Origin of the sequence: Neorhizobium descurainiae, from assembly GCF_051400715.1 — a bacterium.
Lineage (GTDB): Bacteria > Pseudomonadota > Alphaproteobacteria > Rhizobiales > Rhizobiaceae > Neorhizobium.
In genome coordinates this window covers 125246-144494 of sequence record NZ_JBLFFK010000016.1, presented here as the reverse complement: position 1 = coordinate 144494, position 19249 = coordinate 125246, and the positions used below count along the sequence as shown (strand labels likewise).

The 19249-nt window shown below is 62.9% G+C and carries 18 protein-coding genes and 1 other RNA gene; 10 read left to right on the top strand and 9 right to left on the bottom strand.

The features are described 5' to 3' along the window. Positions 1 to 204 precede the first annotated feature (204 nt). Together ACMGE0_RS23810 and ACMGE0_RS23805 are read left to right on the top strand one after the other, a co-directional pair. Complete coding sequence (locus ACMGE0_RS23810; protein WP_436818375.1) at positions 205 to 1620, top strand: FAD-binding oxidoreductase; 1416 nt, start codon at positions 205 to 207, stop codon at positions 1618 to 1620. A 76-nt stretch (positions 1621 to 1696) separates the two neighbouring features. Continuing rightward, positions 1697 to 5389 carry an AsmA family protein gene (locus ACMGE0_RS23805; RefSeq protein ID WP_436818374.1) on the top strand — a complete coding sequence of 1231 codons (3693 nt, stop codon included), beginning with the start codon at positions 1697 to 1699 and terminating at the stop codon, positions 5387 to 5389. A gap of 23 nt (positions 5390 to 5412) precedes the next feature. Here ACMGE0_RS23805 and ACMGE0_RS23800 read toward each other — a convergent pair whose 3' ends face one another. The 4 genes from ACMGE0_RS23800 to ssrA form a co-directional block, all read right to left on the bottom strand. After that, the gene (locus tag ACMGE0_RS23800) at positions 5413 to 5628 is read right to left on the bottom strand and encodes a ribbon-helix-helix domain-containing protein (RefSeq protein WP_436818373.1); all 216 of its coding nucleotides are present in this window, start codon (positions 5626 to 5628) and stop codon (positions 5413 to 5415) included. A gap of 114 nt (positions 5629 to 5742) precedes the next feature. Continuing rightward, complete coding sequence (locus tag ACMGE0_RS23795; protein WP_436818372.1) at positions 5743 to 5934, bottom strand: DUF4169 family protein; 192 nt, start codon at positions 5932 to 5934, stop codon at positions 5743 to 5745. 18 nt (positions 5935 to 5952) lie between these two features. Next, positions 5953 to 6465 carry an SspB family protein gene (locus ACMGE0_RS23790; protein WP_436818371.1) on the bottom strand — a complete coding sequence of 171 codons (513 nt, stop codon included), beginning with the start codon at positions 6463 to 6465 and terminating at the stop codon, positions 5953 to 5955. A 121-nt stretch (positions 6466 to 6586) separates the two neighbouring features. Continuing rightward, positions 6587 to 6957, bottom strand: a transfer-messenger RNA (tmRNA) gene (gene ssrA, locus ACMGE0_RS23785). Between the two features lie 80 nt (positions 6958 to 7037). Here ssrA and ACMGE0_RS23780 point away from each other — a divergent pair. The 7 genes from ACMGE0_RS23780 to ACMGE0_RS23750 all read left to right on the top strand — a co-directional run bounded on the left by ACMGE0_RS23780 (position 7038) and on the right by ACMGE0_RS23750 (position 13662). Next, positions 7038 to 7346 (top strand): DUF2853 family protein, encoded by a 309-nt coding sequence (locus ACMGE0_RS23780; RefSeq protein ID WP_436818370.1) that lies wholly within the window; start codon positions 7038 to 7040, stop codon positions 7344 to 7346. A 101-nt stretch (positions 7347 to 7447) separates the two neighbouring features. Further along, complete coding sequence (locus ACMGE0_RS23775; protein ID WP_436818369.1) at positions 7448 to 8242, top strand: thymidylate synthase; 795 nt, start codon at positions 7448 to 7450, stop codon at positions 8240 to 8242. Then, on the top strand, positions 8239 to 9057 hold the full coding sequence (locus ACMGE0_RS23770; RefSeq protein ID WP_436818368.1) for a nucleotide-binding protein: 819 nt from the start codon (positions 8239 to 8241) through the stop codon (positions 9055 to 9057). Before ACMGE0_RS23775 ends, ACMGE0_RS23770 begins: the two co-directional genes overlap by 4 nt. A gap of 1 nt (position 9058) precedes the next feature. Next, the gene (locus ACMGE0_RS23765; protein WP_436818367.1) at positions 9059 to 9598 is read left to right on the top strand and encodes a dihydrofolate reductase; all 540 of its coding nucleotides are present in this window, start codon (positions 9059 to 9061) and stop codon (positions 9596 to 9598) included. Positions 9599 to 9737: 139 nt separating this feature from the next. Then, positions 9738 to 10847, top strand: coding sequence for an FtsH protease activity modulator HflK (gene hflK, locus ACMGE0_RS23760; RefSeq protein WP_436818366.1), 1110 nt, complete (start codon positions 9738 to 9740; stop codon positions 10845 to 10847). Further along, positions 10844 to 11785 carry a protease modulator HflC gene (gene hflC / locus ACMGE0_RS23755; protein WP_436818365.1) on the top strand — a complete coding sequence of 314 codons (942 nt, stop codon included), beginning with the start codon at positions 10844 to 10846 and terminating at the stop codon, positions 11783 to 11785. The genes hflK and hflC overlap by 4 nt, the downstream gene beginning before the upstream one ends. A 218-nt stretch (positions 11786 to 12003) precedes the next feature. Further along, positions 12004 to 13662 (top strand): Do family serine endopeptidase, encoded by a 1659-nt coding sequence (locus tag ACMGE0_RS23750; RefSeq protein WP_436818364.1) that lies wholly within the window; start codon positions 12004 to 12006, stop codon positions 13660 to 13662. A gap of 2 nt (positions 13663 to 13664) precedes the next feature. On the opposite strand, the gene ACMGE0_RS23745 is transcribed toward ACMGE0_RS23750, so the two are convergent. The 4 genes from ACMGE0_RS23745 to serB form a co-directional block, all read right to left on the bottom strand. Further along, positions 13665 to 14246 carry a GNAT family N-acetyltransferase gene (locus ACMGE0_RS23745; protein ID WP_436818363.1) on the bottom strand — a complete coding sequence of 194 codons (582 nt, stop codon included), beginning with the start codon at positions 14244 to 14246 and terminating at the stop codon, positions 13665 to 13667. Positions 14247 to 14257: 11 nt separating this feature from the next. Then, on the bottom strand, positions 14258 to 14578 hold the full coding sequence (locus ACMGE0_RS23740) for a helix-turn-helix domain-containing protein (RefSeq protein ID WP_436818362.1): 321 nt from the start codon (positions 14576 to 14578) through the stop codon (positions 14258 to 14260). Then, positions 14575 to 14886, bottom strand: coding sequence for a type II toxin-antitoxin system RelE/ParE family toxin (locus ACMGE0_RS23735; RefSeq protein ID WP_436818361.1), 312 nt, complete (start codon positions 14884 to 14886; stop codon positions 14575 to 14577). Before ACMGE0_RS23735 ends, ACMGE0_RS23740 begins: the two co-directional genes overlap by 4 nt. A gap of 93 nt (positions 14887 to 14979) precedes the next feature. Then, the gene (gene serB / locus ACMGE0_RS23730; protein WP_436818360.1) at positions 14980 to 15870 is read right to left on the bottom strand and encodes a phosphoserine phosphatase SerB; all 891 of its coding nucleotides are present in this window, start codon (positions 15868 to 15870) and stop codon (positions 14980 to 14982) included. Here serB and miaA point away from each other — a divergent pair, their 5' ends adjacent. Next, a complete protein-coding gene (miaA, locus tag ACMGE0_RS23725) occupies positions 15871 to 16764 on the top strand; it encodes a tRNA (adenosine(37)-N6)-dimethylallyltransferase MiaA (RefSeq protein ID WP_436818359.1) in 894 nt (297 codons plus the stop codon). Here miaA and ACMGE0_RS23720 read toward each other — a convergent pair. Next, the gene (locus ACMGE0_RS23720) at positions 16761 to 18857 is read right to left on the bottom strand and encodes an ATP-binding protein (protein ID WP_436818358.1); all 2097 of its coding nucleotides are present in this window, start codon (positions 18855 to 18857) and stop codon (positions 16761 to 16763) included. The genes miaA and ACMGE0_RS23720 overlap by 4 nt on opposite strands. Positions 18858 to 19249: the final 392 nt, after the last annotated feature.

The window sequence follows — 19249 nt, the reverse complement described above, 5'->3', positions numbered from 1 at the left end:
AAAAACCGCCGAACGGGGCGCTGAGAGGTGTCACATACTAAACTAACCTAAGAGGCAGCTTTCAGCGCCCCGTCCGAAACGAAAATTCCAAAGATCACCAAGGGTGGACTCCGTCCCGAGGTTGAACCCGGGGCTGTTGTTATTTCTGGACAAAGCCCGACCCGTCGCCTAACCAATTTCCGCAGTATCATGAGGAGAATGGTGATGGCAGTCAGGGACGTGAAGGCGGGCCCTCGCAACGAAGAGGGCATCAGGACGGTTCTCGGCATCCTGAAACAGTCCTTCGGCGAGCGTTTCCAGGCCGGCCTGTCCTTTCGCGAGCAGCACGCGCATACGACCACCTATCTGCCGGCCCAGCTTCCGGACGGGGTCGTCTTCGCCGAAAGTGCCGATGACGTGAAGACGGTGGTGAAGGCCTGCGCCGCCCATCGCGTGCCGGTCATTCCCTTCGGGACCGGATCCTCGCTGGAAGGCCAGGTCAACGCGCCTTCAGGGGGAATCTCCATCGATTTCAGCCGGATGAACAAGGTGCTTCGCATCAGCCCCGCCGATCTTGACGTTACGGTAGAGCCGGGCATCACCCGCGAGGAACTCAACCGGGAACTGCGCGACACCGGCCTGTTCTTCCCGATCGATCCGGGCGCCAACGCCTCGATCGGCGGCATGACGGCGACGCGCGCTTCCGGCACCAACGCGGTGCGTTACGGCACGATGAAGGACAATGTTCTGTCGCTCACCGTCGTCACCGCCGACGGCGAGGAGATCCGCACCGCGCGGCGCGCCAAGAAGTCGTCGGCCGGCTACGATCTCACCCGGCTCTTCGTCGGCTCGGAAGGCACGCTCGGCGTCATCACCTCGATCACGCTGCGCCTCCAGGGCATCCCGGAAAAGATCGGCGGCGGGGTCTGCGCCTTTCCGACGATCAAGGCCGCCTGCGATGCCGTCATCATGACCATCCAGATGGGCATTCCCGTCGCCCGCATCGAGCTCCTCGACGACGTGCAGATGCGGGCCTGCAATGCCTATTCGAAACTCTCCTATCCGGAAAAGCCGACGCTCTTCCTCGAATTCCACGGCACGGAGGAGACGGTGGCGCTGCAATCGGCGCAGTTTGCCGAGATCGCGGCCGAATGCGGCGGCGACGAATTCCTCTGGACCGCCAATGCGGAGGAGCGCGCGAAGCTCTGGAACGCGCGGCACAATGCCTATTGGGCGAGCCGAGCGCTGGCGCCGGAGCTCGACGGGCTCTCGACCGACGTCTGCGTGCCGATCTCAAGGCTTGCCGAATGCGTCGCCGAGACGCAGGCCGATATCGTCGGCGAAGGGCTGCTTGCGCCGATCGTCGGACACGCCGGCGACGGCAATTTCCACGTGCTGGTGCTTTTCGACGGCAAGGATCCGGATTCGGTCGGCAAGGTCGAGGCCTTCATCGGGCGTCTCAACCGGCGGGCGCTTGCCATGGACGGCACCTGCACCGGCGAACACGGCATAGGGCAGGGGAAGATGGCCTTTCTCGAAGAGGAGCTGGGCGGCGCCGTCGATCTGATGCGCGCCGTCAAGAGGAGCCTCGATCCCGACGGTATCTTCAATCCGGGCAAGATCTTCCGTAGCGCCGAATAAGATACTCCCTGAAGCTTGACTTGCCTCGGGACGCGATGGAACTAGTCTGTTAGCAGTATCCAAGGAGACGGAAACGGTGCTTGGACGCATCCTGTTGGCATTGGGCGGATTGGTGGTGGTGGCGCTGTTCACGGCGCTGCTCGCGCCGTTCTTCGTCGACTGGTCCAGTTTCCGCGTCGGGTTCGAGGAACAGGCAAGCCGCATCCTCGGCAAGAAAGTTTCCGTCCACGGTGCTGTCGATGCGCGTATACTGCCGTTTCCCTCCGTCACGCTCCATGACGTGAGGGTCGGTACGGATACCGACGGCCAGCCGCTGGTGCAGGTGGCGCGCTTTTCCATGGATATGGAGCTTGCGCCTTTCCTGTCCGGCGAGGCCCGTATCTTCGACATGCGCATCGAGGAGCCGAAGGCGCGCATCCGGCTGCTGCAGGACGGCACGCTCGACTGGATGCGCGGCAGCAGGGCGGCGATCCCCGCACGCACCGTCGTCATCGAAGACATCCACGTCAGCGGCGGCGAGATCGACCTGATCGACGAACAATCCGGCCAGTCGCGGCAGATCACCGGCCTTTCGGCCGATTTTTCCGCCGCGTCGCTGCGCGGTCCCTGGCGGGGCGAGGGCAATGCGGCGCTCGACGGCCACGAGGCGAGGTTCAGCCTCGCGAGCGGCACGGCCGATAGCGATGCCAGGCGCATGCCTTTGCGGCTGAGGCTCTGGCCGGATGCGCAGCCGGTCGAACTCAACCTCGACGGCGAGCTGACGCTCGCCGACAACAAGCCGGCCTATAACGGCAATTTCTCCCTCGCTGTCCTGCAGGAGGAGGACGAGACCGAGCCCGTCACGCCGCCGCCTCCGGGACCGCGGATGAAGGGCGGCTTCGAACTCACCAACGAACGCATCCGCATCCCGGAATACCGGCTGGAGATCGGCGAGACCGACAATCCCTATGTCGTGACCGGCGAGGCGACGCTGGATACCGGCGAGAAGCCGGAATTCCTGCTGACGGCCGACGGCCAGCAGATCGACGTGAACCGGATCGGCGAAGGCGTCCAGGCGAAGACAGGCCGCGATCCCGTCGTGTCGGCACAACGCCGCATCAACAATTTCATTCAGATGGCGGCATCGATCCCGATCCCGCAGGTGCCGGGCCGCGCCAGCCTGAAACTGCCGGCGATCGTCGTGAACGACACGACCATACGCGACATCCGGCTCGATGTCCGCCCCGCCGGGCGCGGCTGGACGGTCGACAACGTGGTGGCGACTTTGCCGGGCCGCACCCAGCTCGAAGCCAAGGGCAGCCTCGTGCTGCGCGATCGGATCTCCTTCGTCGGCGATATGCTGGTCGCTTCCAACCAGCCGTCCGGCCTGGCGGACTGGCTGTCGGGAAGCGTCGCGCCCGAAATCCGCCAGCTTCGCTCCGCCGGCTTTTCGGCCAAGGTCGACCTGACGCCGGAGCTGCAGCGCTTCGAAAGTCTCGAACTGGCGATCGGGCCGGCGACGCTGAAGGGCAGGCTGGAGCGCCAGTCGCAGCAGGGCCACGTGCCGGACCTTTCGGTGAGCCTTGTCGGCAACGAGATCGATATCGACGCCATGCGGGCTCTGGCTTCGCTGTTCACGGGAGACGATGCGGGGCAGGACGTGCTCGATCACCGGGTTGCGGCGACGCTGAAGGCCGACCGGTTCACGGCTTTCGGCGTGGGAGCCGACGATGTCGATACCGCCTTCACCATGGCCGGCGGCGTGCTCTCGCTGGAGCGGCTGGCGATCGGCAATCTGGAGGGGGCGACGATCGCCGCAAAGGGCAGGGTGGAAGGCTCGCTGCTCTCCTATGCCGGCACCGGAACCTTGAGCTTCCGGTCCACCGATCCGGCGGCATTCCTTGCCATGCTGCGCGACCGGCTGCCGCCCCATCCGGTGCTGCGGCGGCTTGCCGGCAACGCGGCCTGGTTTGCGAATACCGACCTTTCCGCCGACCTCACGGTCGATGGAGACACCGGCGGGGTGGAGATCGCGCTCAAGGGCAAATCGAATAACAGCACGGTGGACGGCGACCTCAAGCTTCCCGGCCTGCTCGACCTGACGGGCGGCACCGGCATGACGCTCGACGCATCGCTTGAGAATCCCGAGGCACGGGTTCTCCTCGGCCAGGCGGGGTTCGATCCGCTGCCATTCGACGGAGACGGGGCGGGACGGCTTCAGCTCAGTATCGAGCAGGGTTCCGAAGGGTCGGCGAAAGCCGAGCTCTCGTTTGCGACCGACAGGACCTCCTTCGATGCGAACGGCGACGTGAACATCCGGAACGAAGGGTTCGGCGAGGGCAGCGGCCACGTGACGCTGAAAAGTGCCGATCTGGAGCCCTATCTGCTGATGAACGGCATCGGCCTGCCGCAGTTCGGAACCGGCCTGCCGGTGACGCTCGACGCGGACGTCGGCATGACACAGGACGCGGTCAGGATCGCGGGCCTTGACGGCGCCGTTGCGGACAACGATTTCGGCGGCGAGATCGCCATCGACCGGAAGGCGCCGGGCCTGCCGGCCTCCGGTTCGCTCACGGTCGATGCGCTCGACCTCGCCTGGCTTGGCGAGGCGGTTTTCGGCTCCGTCAGCGATCCTGATACCGGCGCTTTTTCCTCAAAACCGTTCGGCTCCCCGATCTTCGGCGACACGGATGTCGCTCTCGACGTCCACGCGGGCCTCTTCCGCACCGGCGTGGTCGGGGACGTCAAGGATTTTTCCGCCCGGATCACCCATCGCAGCGGCGGCATCACCATCGAGAATGCCGGAGGCAATTGGCAGGGCGGAAGGCTGACCGGCCGCGTCATGATGTCGAACGGCGACGGCAGCGGGCTTCTGCAGACGCGGCTCTCGGCGGAGAATGCCGATCTCGCGCCGCTTGTCTGGGAGGCGCAAGGCAAGCCGGTCGCCGGCGGAAAGCTGGATTTCGATCTCTCCGCCGAATCGACCGGCCGGAATCTTGCCGAACTGCTCGGCGCGGCCAGCGGCTCGGCCGAACTGCGATTGAAGGGCCTGACCGTCAGCGGCATCAATGCGAACGCGCTGAGGCCGCTGATGGCCGAGGTGGACAAGCTCAGCGGCGAGGTGACGGAAAACAAGGTCCGGCCGCTCGTCGCCGGCCTGGTGCATCGGGGCGGCGTCGATATCGGCGACGTGACCATTCCCCTCACCATCACGGCGGGCGAGGCTCGGGCCCAGAATATCGCTGCTGCCGCCGGCACGACGAAATTTCTGGGGGAGGGCCGCTTCGATCTCCTGGAGGACGGCATGAGCGCCGGCCTCGCCATCACCTACGATGCCGGGGAAGAGGGGCTTGCCGGCGGCGATCCGACCATCCGCCTCGACTATTCGGGCGACCTTGCCGCGCCCACGAAACATATCGACATCGCGGCCATGACCAATTTCCTATCGCAGCGTGCATTCGAACAGGAGCGGCGGCGCGTCGAGACGCTGCAGGCGAGCGTGCTGGAGAAACAGCGCCTGCGCCGCGAAGTGGCGCTCTATAATTTCCAGGCCGCCGAACGGCAGGCGGCACGCGAGAAGGCGGAAGCCGAGGAACGGGCCCGGCAGGCCGCGGCCGAAGCAGAGCGCCAGCGGCAGCAGGCTGCGGCCCGCGCAGCGCAGGAGGAACGCCAGCGGCAGAGCAACAGCGAGCCGCAGCTGATCGTGCCGCCCACCGAAGGCGCCTTGCGCCAGACCTTGCCGGAAATCCTTCCGCCGGAGGCACCGAACCTGCCGGGCGTCCAGCGCTGATTTCCGGCATGCCGGTCCGGAACTCAGGCTACCTTCTTCTTGAGCCAGATCAGCACATGGACGCGCAGCGCCGAGGAGAGATTGCTGCCAGGCCCTCGCTGATCGTCGATTTCCGCGATCAGGTTTGCAAGGCTGATGCCGCGTTGAACGGCGATCGCCTTCAGTTCGAGCCAGAATTCGTCTTCGAGGGAAAAACTGGTGCGATGACCGTGAAGCGTCGCCGAATGTTTACGAATCACGAAGCTCTCCGGGACCGTCGGAACAAATGCGCGCTTATTCAAACTGCCGCGCCTTCCCCGTCAAGCTGGCCGGTCCAGGCTTGGCTAACGGAAGGTTAACGGGGTTTCCGAAAGTCAGTCCTTACGGGGATTTTCCAGCCGGCCCTGATCGAGCGCCTTGTCGGCTTTTTCGTTGCGCGCTTTGGTGAGCGACTTTTCCGCCTTGCTGCGGCCGAAAGTGATTCGGTTCTGTTCCGCTTCCTTTTCTCTTTCGAGCCGGGTTTTTCCCTTGCGGAACTGGCGCAGGTTGACGATCTCGGCGCTCATGGGGATAGCGCCTCCGCGCTATTGCTTCTTGCGGAAGGAATCGAGGGAAACCACCGAACCGGGCTTCTTTTCCTCGTCGGTCTTCGCCTTGGCTTCGGCTTCCGCAGGCTTCGAGACGGCCTCGACCGGAATGGCGGTGATCTCGGCGGAGGTGTTGTCGTCCTCGTCGGAAAGCGGCACTTCGAATTCGAGCTCGAAATTCACGGACGGGTCATAAAAGCCGCGGATCGTGTTGAAGGGCACGACCAGGCGTTCCGGCGTGTCGGAGAAGGATAGCCCGACCTCGAACTGCGTCTCGGTGACCTTGAGGTCCCAGAACTGGTGCTGGACGACGATGGTCATCTGTTCGGGATATTTCGCCTTCAGGTGCTGCGAAATGCGCACGCCGGGCGCACCGGTCAGGAAAGTGATGAAGAAATGGTGGTCGCCGGGCAGGCGGCCGGTTGCCGCGACCTCGGACAAAACCTTACGGATGACGCCGCGCAGCGCGTCCTGCGCCAGAATATCGTAACGGATATGATCCTGCCCCATACGGTCCTGTCTTTCCCATTCTCTCGTCTTTTAGTCAGACGCGTTATGCCATGCCGACCGGATACGGGAAAGCCCCGCTCACGATCCGAGTCAGTTCCATAGTATTCGACTGGGGAGCGAAGGTGAAGGCTTCTGTTGCCAGGTGCCTTCGGACCCCGCCTCAAGGTGCTAACCCTGAGGACTTGAGAGCGGAATTCCCGCACCGCCATTAGGCAGCGAGAGCGTATTCCTTAGCGTTGTTGTCGTTTGCAACTACACTTTTTGACCCGATAACGGTGGTATCATGCCGAGCAAAAGTTCGATCTTTACACCCTTGTCGATCCTATTTCGCCCCCATCAGAAGCCGGTCCCCATCGACCGACCGGTTTGTGGTGGAGGCGCCGGGTACCGCCCCCGGGTCCAATAGGTTTATTGCACCGACCGTTTATTGCCATAGCCGGACGGGTGTCCGGCATCCCTCATATAGGATTTTCCCGCGTACATGAAAAGGGGTTGCATAATATTCGCAATCGCTTCTACAACAACATTTGTTAGGGGTCTCTGAAATGGGCGCCTTTTTAGAGGAGAGGGACATGAGCGAATATTTTGATGATGTGAAGAAGTATGACGGCGCCGCCGACGAGGCGGTGGTGGGCAAGATCGTCAAGCATCTCGGGATCGCCCTGCGCAACCGGGATTCGGCCAATGTCGCGGCGAGCGACGAGAAGGAGCTCGAACGGGTCAAGGCCAACTGGTGCGGCAAGAAGCTCGGCATCAACGGCGAAGCGGCAGACAAGGCGGTCAACGCGGCCGCCAAGGCCATGGCCGCCGATCGCAGCAAGTCGCGCGTGACCTTCTACTATCTGGTCGCAAAGGAACTCGGCAAGCTCGATGCGCTCTGAGCGCTTCCGGTAAAATCCCGGGGAAAGCCGAGGGAGGAGATTGGTCGGGCCGTCATGTGCTATTATGTAATTCCGTGATTATGGAATCGGCGGCCTGACCCATGAAACAATATCTCGACCTTCTCCGGCATGTGATGGAAACCGGTATCGACCGCGGCGATCGCACCGGCAAGGGCACGCGGTCGGTCTTCGGCTACCAGATGCGCTTCGACCTCAACGAAGGGTTTCCGGTCCTCACGACCAAGAAGCTGCATCTGAAATCGATCATCCACGAACTGCTCTGGTTCCTGAAGGGCGACACCAACATCGCCTATCTCAAGGAAAACGGCATCTCGATCTGGGACGAATGGGCCGACGAGAACGGCGATCTCGGTCCCGTCTACGGGGCGCAGTGGCGCTCCTGGCCGGCGCCGGACGGCCGCCATATCGACCAGATCGCCCAGGTGATCGAGGGATTGAAGGTCAACCCCAACTCCCGCCGGCACATCGTTTCGGCCTGGAACCCGGCGCTTGTGGACGAGATGGCCCTGCCGCCCTGCCATTGCCTGTTCCAGTTCTACGTGGCCGAGGGCAAGCTTTCCTGCCAGCTCTACCAGCGCTCCGGCGACGTTTTTCTCGGCGTGCCGTTCAACATCGCGTCCTACGCGCTGCTCACCATGATGGTGGCGCAGGTGACCGGGCTGAAGCTCGGCGATTTCGTCCACACGCTCGGCGACACGCATATCTATTCCGACCATTTCGAACAGGCGCGGCTGCAACTCACCCGCACGCCGAAGCCCCTGCCGAAAATGCGCATCAATCCGGCCGTGAAGGACATCTTCTCCTTCGCTTATGAGGATTTTTCGCTCGAAGGCTACGAGGCTGACGCGCATATCAAGGCGGCGGTCGCTAAATGAGCCCAAGGCTGCCGCGGGTCTTTATCGGCTCTTCGACGGAAGGATTGCAAGTCGCTTATGCCATCCAGGAAAACTTGGATTATGACGCTGAGGTGACGGTTTGGAATCAGGGTGTTTTCGGCCCGAGCAGCATTGTCCTCAGCAAGCTTGTATCGGCTCTCCGCGAATTTGATTTTGCGGTCTTTGTGTTCACCCCCGATGATCTCGTCGAAATGCGTGGTGGAAAGTTTTCAGCGGTACGCGATAATGTCGTTTTCGAACTCGGACTCTTTATCGGCAGGTTGGGCCTGGAAAGCTGTTTTCTTGTCAAACCCCGTAATATTCAAACTCTTCATCTTCCAACCGATCTTCTCGGGATGGTATCGCTGACTTACAACGACGAACGGAGTGATGGTCGCTTGGTGGCGGCTCTTGGCGCCGCATGCAATCAGATGCGAAGCGCTTTCAGGCAAGCAGAAGCGCGCGAGCCTGAAACCATTTCTCATGCTTCTTTTGAAACCTATCTGCAGATCTGGGATGAGGAGCTGAGAGGTGCGAGGGCAAAAATCCGGAACATGGACAGTGATCCGAGAAGTGAGGAGTTTCAGGCAGCAAGTTCAGACATAATGAAAATCTTTGCTTTCTTGGAAAGTTTGGCTGATCGCGTGCTGGCGGGCGATATCGCCGAAGATGTCGTCCGCGAAAAATTCCATGCAGCTGTCATGTCGTTCTGGCCGTTCTTTGCGATCAGCCGTGTGCCTCCCGGGCAGGGCGATGCGGAGGATTTTTATCAGGAGCTTCCGCGTCTTGGTCAGCTTTTTCAGCGGTGGAAGTAAATTGACAAGTGTTCAATCCCCGCACCTCGTCATCATCGCCGCGGTCTCGCAAAACGGCGTCATCGGCCGCGAAGGCGACATGCCCTGGAGGCTTTCGACCGATCTCAGGCGGTTCAAGGCGCTGACGCTTGGCAAGCCGGTCATCGTGGGGCGCAAGACCTTCGACAGCTTCGGTGGGAGACCGCTGCCGGGGCGTCCGCACGTGATCGTCACCCGCAATTCCGATTTCGATGACGATGGCGCCGACGTGGCTGCGTCGCTCACCGAAGCGGTGGAGATCGCGAGGCTGAAGGCGGTCGAGACCGGCGCCGACGAGATCTATGTGCTCGGCGGCGGCGAGATCTACGCCCAAGCGATCAAGATCGCCGACATGCTGCGCATCACCCATGTCGAAACCGAAATCACCGATGGCGACACCTTCTTTCCGGCGATCGATCCGGCCGTCTTCGAGAAGGTCGAAGAAGTCGCCGTCCCGGCGGGCGAGAAGGACAGCTATCCGACCCGTTTTGCCACTTATGTCCGCCGAGCCGCGACAAACTGAAACATTTCGTTACCGAACAACGGGAAGTTATTGAAGCTGCGTTGAAAGCAGGCCGCCTCATACCTATAACGGGCAATGGCAGGACCGCCGACACACGGCAAGGTCGAGGCCTGGGAGCGATACGAACAAAGAGGTTTTGATGCCCTGGAGCAATCAGAATGGTGGCGGCGGCGGCCCTTGGGGCGGCGGTGGCGGTAACAATCAGGGACCCTGGGGGCAGGGACCGAACCGCCCGCGCGGCGGCGGAGGCAGTGGCAGCGGTGGTCCGCCCGACCTCGAAGACATCATCCGGCGCAGCCAGGACCGGCTGCGCGGCGTCATGCCCGGCGGCTTCAACGGCGGCGCCTTCGTGATCGTGTTCGCGGTGATCCTGGCCTTCCTGGCCTTCCAGTCGATCTACACCGTGCAGCCGGACGAGCGCGGCGTCGAGCTGCGCTTCGGCCGCCCGAAGGAGGAAATCTCCATGCCGGGCCTGCATTTCCACTTCTGGCCGCTCGAATCCGTCGAGATCGTCAAGGTCACGGAACAGCAGCAGAATATCGGCGCGGCACGGGGTTCGAACTCCAATGCCGGCTGGATGCTGACCGGCGATCAGAACATCGTCAACGTGCAATTCTCTGTGCTGTTCACCGTCACCGATCCGAAGGCCTATCTCTTCAACCTGGAAAGCCCGGCCTCGACGCTGCAGCAGGTTTCCGAAAGCGCCATGCGCGAGGTCGTCGGCCGCCGTCCGGCCCAGGACATCTTCCGCGACAACCGCGAAGGCATTTCGACCGAAGTCCGCAACATCATCCAGGGCACGATGGACACTTACGGCTCCGGCATCTCCATCAACGCCGTGCCGATCGAGGACGCCGCGCCGCCCCGTGAAGTGGCCGACGCCTTCGAAGAGGTGCAGCGCGCCGAACAGGACGAAGACCGCTTCGTCGAAGAGGCGAACCAATACGCCAACCAGAAACTCGGCCAGGCGCGCGGTCAGGCCGCCCAGGTCCGCGAAGAGGCATCCGCCTACAAGGATCGCGTCGTCAACGAGGCGCAGGGCGAGGCGCAACGTTTCGTCTCCATCTATAACGAATATGCCAATGCGCCCGAAGTCACGCGCCGGCGCATCTTCCTCGAAACCATGGAAGCGGTGTTGAAGAATTCAAACACGATCATCCTGGATGACAAGCAGGGCGTGGTTCCCTACCTGCCGCTCAACGAGATCAACCGGCAGCAGACGATCCAGCAGGGAGGAGCCGCGCGATGAACTCCAATCGACTTCCGGCAATCCTGATCGGCCTCGCCGTCGTCCTTCTGCTGGTCTATTCCTCGGTCTTCGTCGTCAACGAGCGTGAACAGGCGATCGTCGTCCGCTTCGGTCAGATCCAGGACGTGAAGCGCGAGCCGGGCATCTATTTCAAGCTGCCCTTCGGCTTCATGGATGCCGACCGGGTCCAGTATGTCGAGGACCGGGCGCTGCGCTTCGATCTCGACAACATCCGCGTGCAGGTGCGCGGCGGCGCCTTCTATGAGGTCGACGCCTTCGTCGTCTATTCGATCAACGATCCGCGGCGCTTCCGCGAGACCGTGTCGGGCGACCGCGAGGCCGCCGAATCCCGTCTTCGCACCCGTCTCGATGCGGCGCTTCGCCGGGTCTACGGCCTGAGGAACTTCGATGCGGCGCTTTCCGACGAGCGCGCCTCGATGATGCAGGAAGTGCATGCGGACCTGAACACGGCAGCCGAAACGCTCGGCCTTGCGATCCGCGACGTGCGCATCCGCCGGACCGACCTGACGCAGGAAGTGTCGGCGCAGACCTTCCAGCGCATGCGGGCCGAACGCCTTGCGGAAGCGGAGCTGATCCGCGCACGCGGCAACGAACAAGGCCAGCGGCGGCGCGCCATAGCGGACCGTCAGGTGGTCGAGCTCGTCTCCGAAGCGCAGCGGGATTCGGAAATCATGCGCGGTGAGGGCGATGCCGAGCGCAACAGGATCTTCGGCGAAGCCTTCCAGCGGGATCCGAGCTTCTTCGAGTTCTACCGGTCGATGCGGGCCTATGTCTCCTCGCTTTCCGACAACGGTACGACCATGGTGCTCACGCCGGATTCGGAATTCTTCCGTTTCTTCAATTCGTCGGATGGAACGGCGCCTCGGGCGGCGGCACCTGCCGCGCCGCCGGCTGCGCCGGCGGCACCTGCAAACTGATCGATACGGGGTCGGGGCGGTGAAAAGCCGCCCCCGCCATTTTGGGAGGCGCACATTGCCGGGCGGAGCGATGGCGCAATCTCACGAAAAGGTAATTTCCCCCGTCCTCATTCCGCCTTATGCTCTGCCGAAACTCCGCCCGATTCAAAGGCTCCAATAACCTGCCCGGGTGAGCGCCGCTCCTTGGGCGACGGAAAATCCAACAGCGAGGATGCCAGATGGCCCATTCGGTTCGATCGTCCCTCAAGCGCTGCGTCACGCTGACGGCGGCCTTGGCCGTGCTGGCGGGACCCTTGCAGGCGATCGCCCAGACCCCGGCACCGCCCGTTCCCGGGCAGAACGCCAATCCACCCACTGCCAACCCTCCGGGCGCCATGCTGCCGGCGCCGCCGACGCCGTCTCCGAACCTCAATCCGCCGCCTCCGCCCGGCCCGGTGAACCCCGCAGGGCCGGGCTCGATCGCCGATCTCGCCGAAGGCCTGCTCGATGCGGTGGTCAATATTTCCACCTCCCAGAGCGTCAAGGACCAGGGCGCCGGGCCGCAGCCGCAGATCCAGGAGGGGTCGCCCTTCCAGGAATTCTTCGAGGATTTCTTCGACAGCCCGGGCAACCAGAACGGCAACCAGAAGGTTTCCTCGCTCGGCTCCGGTTTCGTGATCGACCCTTCGGGCTTCGTGGTCACCAACAATCACGTGATCGAGGGGGCCGACGACATCGAGGTGATCTTCCCGAACGGTTCGAAGCTCAAGGCGACGCTGGTCGGCACCGATACCAAGACGGATCTTTCCGTGCTGAAGGTGGAGCCGAAGACGCCGCTGAAGGCCGTGCGGTTCGGCGATTCACGCCGCATGCGCATCGGCGACTGGGTGATGGCGATCGGCAACCCGTTCGGCCTCGGCGGATCGGTGACGTTGGGCATCATCTCGGCGCGCGGCCGCAACATCAATGCCGGGCCCTATGACAACTTCATCCAGACGGATGCGGCGATCAACAAGGGCAATTCCGGCGGTCCGCTGTTCAACATGCGCGGCGAGGTCATCGGCATCAACACGGCGATCATCTCGCCCTCGGGCGGCTCGATCGGCATCGGTTTCGCCGTGCCGACGGAGCTTGCCGAAAACATCGTGCATCAGTTGATCGAATTCGGGGAGACGCGCCGCGGCTGGCTCGGCGTGCGCATCCAGCCCGTCACCGACGACGTGGCGGCGAGCCTCGGGCTCGACCGGGCGCGGGGCGCCCTGGTTTCCGGCGTCGTCACCGACGGTCCGATCAAGAACGGCGAGATCAAGGCCGGCGACGTGATCCTGACCTTCGACGGCCAGCCGGTCAACGAGATGCGGGACCTGCCGCGCATCGTGGCGGAAAGCCCGGTCGGCAAGGAAGTCGACGTGGTGATCCTGCGCGACGGCAAGGAGCAGACCGTCAAGGTGCCGCTCGGCAGGCTGGAAGACAGCGCCGAGCCGCAGGAGGATGCCGGCCAGCCGGTGCTGCCGGAAGATCAGGGCGAGGACATGACGCCGGACAATGGCGCGCCCGGCGATCGGCAGGGCCAGACGGATCAAGGGGCGGACCAGGGGCCGGCCCCGACTTTCGGCATGACGCTCGCCGCGCTCGACGAGGAGCGCCGCAAGAGCTTCAGCATCGCCGAGAGCGTCGAAGGCGTGGTGATCACCGCCGTCGAGCCCAATTCGCCCGCCGCCCAGAAAGGATTGAAGGTCGGCGAAGTCGTCGTCGAAGTGGCGCAGGATTTCGTGGAAAGCCCCGAGGACGTGGTGAAGCGGATCAACATGCTGAAGTCGGAAGGCCGCCGCAATGCGCATGTGATGATCGCCGATCCCGCCGGCAACCTGCGCTTCGTGGCGCTGCCGCTAGAGTAACTCTATCCGCTGCGCCCGGCTTTCTGCTTCTGGCGCAGCCATTCGTCCCGGGTCACGGCATAGACGACATGGGGCTTCAGATGCGGATGCGTGTCCGGCACGCGCGGATGGTCGAAGTCGAGGCTGGCGACGCGATGCAGGCCGAGGCGCTTCATGACCGCCGTCGAACGGTGGTTGTCGGTGACCGCGAAGGATACGACTGCATCGAGGTGCTTTTCGCCGAAGGCGAAGTCGAGGAGCGCGCGGGCGGCTTCCGTCACGTAGCCGTTGCCCCAGAAGCGGGTGGCGAGCCGCCAGCCGATCTCCACCGTCTCGGGCGGGAAGACATCCGGCATGTTGGCGAGCGACAGGCCGCAGAAGCCCAGGGGCTCGTGCGTTTCCTTGAGCTCCAGCGCGTAGAAGCCGAGCCCCGTCTCGATGATCGTGCCATTGAGCCTCGCCAGAAAGGCATCCGCTTCCTCATGGGTCCGCCGGAACGGAAAGAACTCCATCACCTTCGGATCGGAATTGATCTCCCGAAACAGGTCGCGGTCGCTGTCGAGCCAGTCACGGAGCCGCAGGCGTTCGGTTTCGAGGATGATCATGCCGGGGGCTTTCAGCTTGCCTTTGAAGCTCGTGAGGGCGATTTCGGCTTTTCAAAACGGATGCGGAGTTTTGTGCCGGTCGCGTCCGCAAAGCGCTGGAGAGTGCGCGTCGACGGCATGGAGCGGCCGCTTTCCAGCCGGGCGATCGCCGCCTGCGTGGTGCCCATGGCCTTGGCGACGTCTTCCTGTGTCATGGAAGCTTGGGCGCGTGCCTTGATCAGTGCCTCCGCCAGAGCGAATTCCTCTTCGAGGGCGTCATAGGCAGCAACGAACTCGGGGTCCTTGAACCATTCCTTTGCTGCCTCGCTTACCAAAAGGCTCTTTTTCGTCATCTCACATCCTTCGCCCGTCTCAGGGCAATTTCGATTTCGCGTCTGGGTGTCTTTTGCGTCTTTTTCTGAAAGACATGCAGAACAACGATTCGATGTCCGGAGGCCGTTACATAAGCTGCCCGTGCTATCCCATCCCGACCACGCATTCGCATTTCCCAGACCGGGCCTTCCAAATGCTTCACGTAAGGCTCGTGGACCTTAGCCGGCCCTTCCAGCTCAATCAGTTTTACAATGCGAAGAAAGCTGGCGACGATATCCTTGGGAAATGCTTCAAGCTCCGTCCTGACGCGATCACTCAGAAACTCCATTTTCCATGTCATTGAATATACCATTTTTGCAATGATTTTCAATGCACAGAAGATGCAGTTTTAACAAAAACCTGTCAATCGCGGAGGATGTGGCTAGGCGGCCACGAAATCCGTCTTGCGATAGCCCTGGATGTAGAGGAGGGCGGTGAGGTCGCCGTGGTCGATGCGCATCTTCGCCTGGGCCGCGACAGTCGGCTTGGCGTGCAGGGCGACGCCCGAACCGGCGATGCCGAGCATGCCGAGATCGTTGGCGCCGTCGCCGACGGCGATCGCATCCTCCGGCGAGATGCCGAGCTTTTCGGCGATCGCGAGAAGCGCATCCACCTTGGCCTGCTTGCCGAGAATGGGTTCGGCCACCTCGCCGGTCAGGATGCCGTCCTTTTCGATCAGGATGTTCGCCTGGTTCTCGTCGAACCCCAGTTTTTCGGCGATGCGGCTGGTGAAGACCGTGAAGCCGCCCGAGACGAGGGCGGTGTAGTCACCCCTGGCCTTCATGGTGGCGATCAGTTCCGGGCCGCCGGAGGTCAGCGTGATGCGCTTGGCGATGACGTCGTCGACCACGGTGATCGGCAGGCCTCTCAGCAGCGCCACGCGTTCCCTGAGCGCCGGCTCGAAGGCGATCTCGCCGTTCATCGCACGCGCCGTGATCGCCGCGACCTTGTCCTTCAGGCCGACGACATCGGCCAGCTCGTCGATGCATTCCTGGCCGATCATGGTCGAATCCATGTCGGCGATCAGGAATTTCTTCCGCCGCGTTTCCGCCTCCTGCACCACGAGATCGATCGGCGCATCGGCAATGACGGCGGCGAGATTGGCTTCGGCAGCCCTGACATCCGCGTCGTCGCGCAGTGCGATATCGCAGGCGATGCCGTCGGCCAGCCAGTAGAGGCCGGAGGCTTTTACGGCTTCCGCCGCTTGTTCTCCGAGCCTGGCGTTCAGAACAGGATTTGACGGATGGGCAATGAGCGTGGCAACGAAAGCCATATGATGACCGACCTTATCGACGATGTGGACGCGATCCTGATAACCGGGCCGACGGCGAGCGGCAAGTCGGCGCTTGCGCTTCGTCTGGCGCAGGAGAGAAACGGCGTCGTCGTCAACGCCGACAGCATGCAGGTCTACGATACGCTGCGGGTTCTGACGGCACGGCCTTCAGATGACGAAATGGAAGGCGTGCCGCATCTTCTTTACGGCCACGTGCCGGCAACGCGCGCCTATTCGACCGGCGAATGGTTGCGGGACGTCCAGGGCCTGTTGCCGAGACTTCGCGCGGAAGGCCGCCTCCCGGTCTTCGTCGGCGGAACGGGGCTTTATTTCAAGGCGCTCACCGGCGGCCTGTCCGACATGCCGGAGATTTCCCAGGATATCCGGTGCCGGGTGCGGCTGCGGCTCAAGGAGGAGGGGCCGGAAGCACTGCATGCGGAGCTTTTCCGGCGCGATGCGCCGGTTGCCGGGGGCCTTGAGCCGAAGGACGGGCAGAGGATCGTCAGGGCGCTGGAAGTGCTCGAAGAGACGGGGCGCTCGATCGCCGACTTTCAGGGCAAACAGGGGCCGATGGTGATCGATCCCGCGCGTGCGAAAAAGCTCGTCGTCCTGCCGGACCGGAAGATACTGCACGAACGCATCGACCGGCGTTTCGAAAAGATGCTGGAGAGCGGCGCGGTGGACGAGGTGAGGGCGCTCCTTGCGCTCCATCCGGCGCCTGACCTGCCGGTGATGAAGGCGATCGGCGTGGCGCAGATCGCCGACATGCTCGAAGGCCGCATCAGCCGGGGGGAGGTCGTCGAGCGCGGCTCGGCGCTGACCCGCCAATATGCCAAGCGGCAGATGACCTGGTTTCGCAACCAGATGGACGAGAGCTGGCAACGCGTCGGCTAATCCTTGTCGTAGAGGCTGCCGAGCGGTTTCTTCAACAGGCTGTCGCGGAGCGAGCCTTCGCGGCGGAGCAGGGAACCGGGACGCGGCGCGCCTTCGGGGAAGGATGGACGCTGGAAGGCCGGCTGCGGGGTGTCGGCCGGCCGTTCCCGGCGCAGGTCCGCGAACCGGTCCGGGCGCGGTGGCAGCAGAGATTCGGAGATCGGCGGGCGCGGCAGCATGTCCGGTCGATAGGGTTCCGGTTGTGTATCCTGTCGTGCGGACGCCGGATTCGCCGTCACATGGCCGTTCGCGCGGAGTTCTCGCTCCCACCGTTCGAGTTCCGTATCGCTTGCCGGCGGGAATTCGTCATCCGTCTCTTCCCCCACAAGGGTATTGTCGGCAAAGACCGGATTGGCAGCGCTATAGCTCTGCTGGAAGGCGGAAATATCCGGTCCGCTGACGGCGCGCATGCGCGCCACGACGGTGCGCAGGTCGACCGTGTCCGGCGTGTCTTCCGAGCCTTTGACGGCGGCGCCGTTGGCTTTCGGCAGATATTTCTTCTCGACACGGGCGAATTTCATGCGCATCGGCACCGCGATCGCCTCGCCGAAGGCGATCGCCTCGCCGTTGCCGATCGAGGAGAGAAAGCTGGTGGTCGAGATCGACGAATTCGGGATCGCCGACTTGATGATTTCCTGGTCGCGATCGTTGGAAAGCCGCATGGCGAACAGGGTCGAGCATTGCGAGAGGATGGTCTGGTCGAGCTCCCCCGGGCGCTGGGTGATGACGCCGAGCGAGACCCCGTATTTGCGCCCTTCCTTGGCGATGCGCGAGATCGCCTGGCGGGTCGGGAAGAAGCCGAGATCGGGGTCGGCGGGCACATAGCGGTGCGCCTCTTCGCAGACGACCAGCGTGTGAATGGCGCCATTGCTCCAAAGCGCGAGCTCGAAGGCCATGCGGCAGAGGATCGAGGCGATCGAATTCACCACTTCCGACGGAATGCCGGCAAGCTGGAACGTGGAGATCGGCCTGTCGTCGCCGGGGATGCGGAAGATATGCGCGATCGTCTCCGTGATCGTATCGTTGATCGTGTTGTTGGAGAACATGAAGTGATAGCGCGGATCGTTGATCGCCGACGTGATGCGCATCTTGAGCGAGCGCAGGAAGGGCTTTTCGCCCCGACCTTCCAGACGGCCGATGCGTTCGTCGATGGATGCGAGCAGATCCGCCATGCGGTAGGGCACCGGCGTGTCGGCCGTTATCGAACTCTTTTCGGTCGCGCGCCGCATAAGGGACGAATCGCCGCCGCGGAAGGCGCGCTTCGCCTCCGGGATGAGGTCGCGCAGGATATCCAGTTCCTCCGACACGGCTGGGCGGCCGCGGAAGACGACCTCGGCGAATTCTTCAAGCCGCATCAGCCAGAAGGGCAGGTCGAGCGTCTCGGTGTCGATGACGACGGCATGGTCCGGAAACGCAGCGGCGAACTCGTTATGCGGATCGAGGATCAGCACGCGCAGCTTCGGATCGGCCTCGATGGCCTTGTGAAGCAGCAATGAGACGGCAGTCGACTTGCCGACCCCCGTCGAACCGACGATGGCGAAATGCTTCGACAGCATCGAGGGAATATGAATGGTCGCGTCGATAGCCTCGTCCTGGGTCAATTTGCCGATGACGCAGGTATCGCTCTTGCCGGTATCGTAGATGCGCAGCAGATCGGCGGCGCGGATGCGGTGCGCGACGGCGCCGAGATAGGGATAGCGCGAGATGCCGCGGGAGAATTCGTCACGCCCGTCGAGCCCTTTGCGCACTTCTCCGAGCAGCTCAACCTCGATGTGGAAACCGGTGTTCTCGCCTTCGCCCCAATTGCCGTCGCCGGTCTTCATCGCATAGGCGAGCGCAACGACGCGGTTTTCGCCGACGCTGATCGAGATCAGCCGGCCGACGGACCAGAGTTCCGTCAGGTCGGTCTCGCCGTTTTCGGCGATGGCGGAAATGGTCGCATGGGAACCGTTGCAGGCAACGACGCGGCCCAGCATGCGGTTGCCGGGTTTCTGGAGATCGCGGCGATCCTGCTCTCCGGCGGAAACGGAGCGATGGAGGTCATTGTTCAGCAAGCTTCAAGCCCCTGTCATTGGGGTGGCGGATCGGGTCATGGCTCATCCGTCAGGTCGCTACCCTCCAAACAGGGCAACTATATCTCCCGGGGACTTAACAACTCGTGTAAGGGAGGCGGCGCCGGCAGGACGAATACGGCAGCTCAAAATCGGGCGATGACATTTTTTGGTGCAGAGCGGCGTTGACGAATGCCATTTATCTGGCTAACACTTCGCGCCATGAAAATCTTGATCGCTCTTATTGTGGTGGGAACGCGCATGGGCAGGATGGTGTAACCATCCGGCGACAGCCACCCATGCGCGGAAAGACAGGCTCCTCAAAAGGGGCCTTTTTTTATGCCTTCAATCCGGCTCGGAGGAGCCGCCGGTAAAAATCCAGCAGCGAAATGGAC

Bases quoted from the DNA above. Each gene is read 5' to 3' on its own strand.
- ACMGE0_RS23740 (WP_436818362.1), bottom strand. From the start codon at position 14,578: ATGACGAAAAAGAGCCTTTTGGTAAGCGAGGCAGCAAAGGAATGGTTC.
- ACMGE0_RS23735 (WP_436818361.1), bottom strand. From the start codon at position 14,886: ATGGAGTTTCTGAGTGATCGCGTCAGGACGGAGCTTGAAGCATTTCCC.
- hflC (WP_436818365.1), top strand. From the start codon at position 10,844: ATGAACTCCAATCGACTTCCGGCAATCCTGATCGGCCTCGCCGTCGTC.
- ACMGE0_RS23780 (WP_436818370.1), top strand. From the start codon at position 7,038: ATGAGCGAATATTTTGATGATGTGAAGAAGTATGACGGCGCCGCCGAC.
- ACMGE0_RS23790 (WP_436818371.1), bottom strand. From the start codon at position 6,465: ATGGGGCAGGATCATATCCGTTACGATATTCTGGCGCAGGACGCGCTG.
- ACMGE0_RS23795 (WP_436818372.1), bottom strand. From the start codon at position 5,934: ATGAGCGCCGAGATCGTCAACCTGCGCCAGTTCCGCAAGGGAAAAACC.
- ACMGE0_RS23745 (WP_436818363.1), bottom strand. From the start codon at position 14,246: ATGATCATCCTCGAAACCGAACGCCTGCGGCTCCGTGACTGGCTCGAC.
- serB (WP_436818360.1), bottom strand. From the start codon at position 15,870: ATGGCTTTCGTTGCCACGCTCATTGCCCATCCGTCAAATCCTGTTCTG.
- hflK (WP_436818366.1), top strand. From the start codon at position 9,738: ATGCCCTGGAGCAATCAGAATGGTGGCGGCGGCGGCCCTTGGGGCGGC.
- ACMGE0_RS23770 (WP_436818368.1), top strand. From the start codon at position 8,239: ATGAGCCCAAGGCTGCCGCGGGTCTTTATCGGCTCTTCGACGGAAGGA.
- ACMGE0_RS23810 (WP_436818375.1), top strand. From the start codon at position 205: ATGGCAGTCAGGGACGTGAAGGCGGGCCCTCGCAACGAAGAGGGCATC.
- miaA (WP_436818359.1), top strand. From the start codon at position 15,871: ATGATGACCGACCTTATCGACGATGTGGACGCGATCCTGATAACCGGG.
- ACMGE0_RS23750 (WP_436818364.1), top strand. From the start codon at position 12,004: ATGGCCCATTCGGTTCGATCGTCCCTCAAGCGCTGCGTCACGCTGACG.
- ACMGE0_RS23775 (WP_436818369.1), top strand. From the start codon at position 7,448: ATGAAACAATATCTCGACCTTCTCCGGCATGTGATGGAAACCGGTATC.